The sequence below is a fragment of the uncultured Campylobacter sp. genome (assembly GCF_938018035.1).
Lineage (GTDB): Bacteria > Campylobacterota > Campylobacteria > Campylobacterales > Campylobacteraceae > Campylobacter_B.
This window is the reverse complement of the sequence record NZ_CALIJF010000138.1, coordinates 1-2,999: the sequence shown is the minus strand read 5'-3', so window position 1 is coordinate 2,999 and position 2,999 is coordinate 1. Positions and strand designations below refer to the sequence as shown.

3 protein-coding genes are annotated in these 2,999 nt (G+C 51.4%); 1 reads left to right on the top strand and 2 read right to left on the bottom strand.

The genetic code is table 11. From position 1 onward, the window contains the following. On the top strand, positions 1–1,881 hold a 1,881-nt coding region (gene infB / locus Q0257_RS04120; protein WP_298021897.1), incomplete at its 5' end, for a translation initiation factor IF-2. A 56-nt stretch (positions 1,882–1,937) separates the two neighbouring features. Here infB and Q0257_RS04115 read toward each other — a convergent pair. Together Q0257_RS04115 and Q0257_RS04110 are read right to left on the bottom strand one after the other, a co-directional pair. Then, entirely contained in the window at positions 1,938–2,129 is a 192-nt protein-coding gene (locus Q0257_RS04115; RefSeq protein ID WP_298021894.1) for a hypothetical protein, read from the bottom strand. A gap of 619 nt (positions 2,130–2,748) precedes the next feature. Further along, positions 2,749–2,999: hypothetical protein (locus Q0257_RS04110; protein WP_298021892.1), on the bottom strand; the 251-nt coding region annotated here is incomplete at its 5' end.

Genomic DNA, 2,999 nt, shown 5'->3' with positions numbered 1-2,999 from the left:
AACCAACCCAATATTTATCGCGCCTCGCAAAATCAAATTTTTAGCAGCGAAGGTGGCATAAGTCGCGGCGGTCGCAAAAAGCATAAAAAGGCCCCTCGCGAGCGTGATAGCGAAATTGTAAGCTCGGTAAATATCCCAAAAGAGATTCGCGTCTATGAGTTCGCCGATAAGATCAAAAAGCAGCCTAGCGAGATCATTGGCAAGTTATTTGCGCTTGGGATGATGACGACGAAAAACGACTTTTTGGACGAGGACGCGATAGAAATTTTAGCAAGCGAATTTGGCATTGAGGTAAATATCATCGATGAGGCGCAGGAGTTTGATTACATCAAGGCCTACGAGGACAGCGAAGGCGAAGAAAATTTAATCGCTAGAGCGCCTGTCATCACCATTATGGGACACGTCGATCACGGCAAAACAAGCCTGCTTGATTATATCCGCAACTCTCGCGTAGCAAGCGGAGAAGCGGGCGGCATCACGCAGCACGTAGGCGCGTATATGGTCGAGAAAAACGGCAGGAAGATCACCTTCATCGACACTCCTGGTCACGAGGCCTTTACTTCGATGAGAGCGCGCGGAGCCGAGGTTACCGATATCGTAATCATCGTAGTGGCCGCAGACGACGGCGTCAAGCCTCAGACTAAGGAGGCTATAGCGCACGCCAAGGCGGCAAACGTGCCGATCATCATCGCGATAAATAAAATGGACAAACCCTCCGCAAATCCCGATCTCGTAAAAACGGGGCTTGCAGAGCTTGACATCATGCCTACCGAGTGGGGCGGCAGCTACGAGTTCGTGCCGATCTCCGCAAAGACGGGCGACGGAATTGAAAATCTATTAGAGATCTTGCTTTTGCAAGCCGATCTTTTGGAGCTTAAAGCCGATCCTAGCAAGCAGGCTAAGGCGACTATCATCGAAAGCTCCCTACAGAAGGGTCGCGGCGCGGTTGCCACCGTCATCGTGCAAAACGGCACTCTGCACGTAGGGGACACCGTCGTAGCGGGTATCGCATATGGCAAGGTGCGCGCGCTTAGCGACGATAAGGGCAGGGCGCTAAAGCAAATTTTACCGGGCGAATGCGGCGTCATCATAGGCCTTAGCGAGGTTCCGGGCGCGGGCGAGACGCTGATCGGAGTTTCAAGCGATAAGGAAGCGCGCGAGTACGCAAGTAAAATTTACGAGCATCAGCGCCAAAAAGAGCTTAGCAAATCGACCAAGGTCACCATCGACGAGCTAAGCGCCAAGATCGCCGAAGGCTCGCTAAAGAGCCTTCCGGTGATTGTCAAGGCCGACGTCGCGGGCTCGCTGGAAGCTATCAAAGCAAGCCTTGAGAAGCTTCGTAACGACGAGGTTAAGGTCGACATCATCCACAGCGGCATCGGCGGTATCACGCAAAACGACATCGCCTTAGCAAGCGCTAGCGAAAACTGCGTAATCTTGGGCTTCAACGTCCGTCCTACGGGCGAGATCAAAGAGCTTGCCAAGGAGCGCGGCGCGCAGATTAAGACCTACAACGTCATCTACAATCTCATCGACGATATCAAGGCGCTTTTGAGCGGCCTTATGAGCCCGATCATCAGCGAGGAGGTCTTGGGTCAAGCCGAGATCCGCCAAGTCATCAACGTGCCTAAGATCGGGCAGATCGCGGGCTGTATGGTTACCGACGGGCTCATCGCTCGCGGCGCGAAGATCCGCGTCATTAGAGAGGGCGTCATCGTTTTCGAGGGCAACGTCAGCTCGCTCAAGCGCTTCAAAGACGACGCCAAGGAAGTCGCCAAAGGCTTCGAGTGCGGCGTAGGCATCGAGGGCTACGACGATATGCGCGTGGGCGATTTTATCGAAAGCTACAAGCAAAAAGAGGAGCAGGCTACGATTGACTAATGCTCGCGGAATTCCGCGTCGGTATTCGCTTCGTTTGCACGGCTTGCGGCTAAATTTTAAGCCTCGATCGCGCTTTGAAATTTTATGCTCGCAGAATTTGAGCGTGAAATTTCGCCTTTTAAATTTAGCGGCGAAGCGTGCGGGCGAGGCTTTGGATTTTGTCGGTTTCTGCGCGAGGCGCTGTTGTATAGCGCTAGTTTTGAAATTTCAATGTTTAGATTTTTCTTGCGGCGCGGCTTTGCGATCAAATTTTAAATTTACGCCGCTTGCTGATCGCAGATTTTCCACGCGACTTAAATTTTAAATTTAATCGCAAAGTTGAAATTTTAAAGCAGTAAATTTAGATTTCGCGCAGCATTGAAGCGTTTTTAAAATTTAAGATAAATTCTAAATCGGCGCAGTGCGGGAAAAACAGCAGCGCGGAGAACGGCACGGTGCAAGCGGTGCAAAATGAGACCGCAACGGGCGCGCGGTGTCATTGCGGCGCCGCTAAAAGACGGCAGTGGATATCGTAAATAGCGACGCAGTAAGCGAGCGTAGCGCAAAGAGGGTGTCGCCGCGCGCTGTATTTTGCGCCGTCAAGACGGGCAGTACGGCAGCGGTATAGCGCCGTGGCGAGCAGAATACGGCATAGAATAGCACCGCGTCTTGGCGCGGAAATATTTCTGCTGTAGCGGTGTGATTATACGACGAGCTTTCGTATGCGAGCCATGAAATTATATGTAATCTGCGTTTTAAATTTAAGCGCGAAGTGCCGAATAAAATTTAAAAGTAAAATTTCAAAGCTGAACTTACGCTTTTTAAAATTTAAGAGCGAAATTTTAAAAAGTGCGGCGCCGCTCGCAGTACCTGCGCGCAGCAAATCGCTCAGAATTTAAATGGACGCTCCAGCGCGACGCAAGCCGCGTCAAATTTAAACAGACCGCGTCGCCGCAGGGCGGATATTTCGTCATGCCGAAGCGAGATAAAATTCTGCGTTGCCGCCGCGCCGAAGTGAAATAGAATTCCGCGTCGCCATAAGATGGACGCGAAATAAAATTCAGTGCCGCCGCGATATGGATGCGAGATAAATTCTATGGCGGAGCAATAAAATTCCATCGCCGCGCAATCTGCGGCGA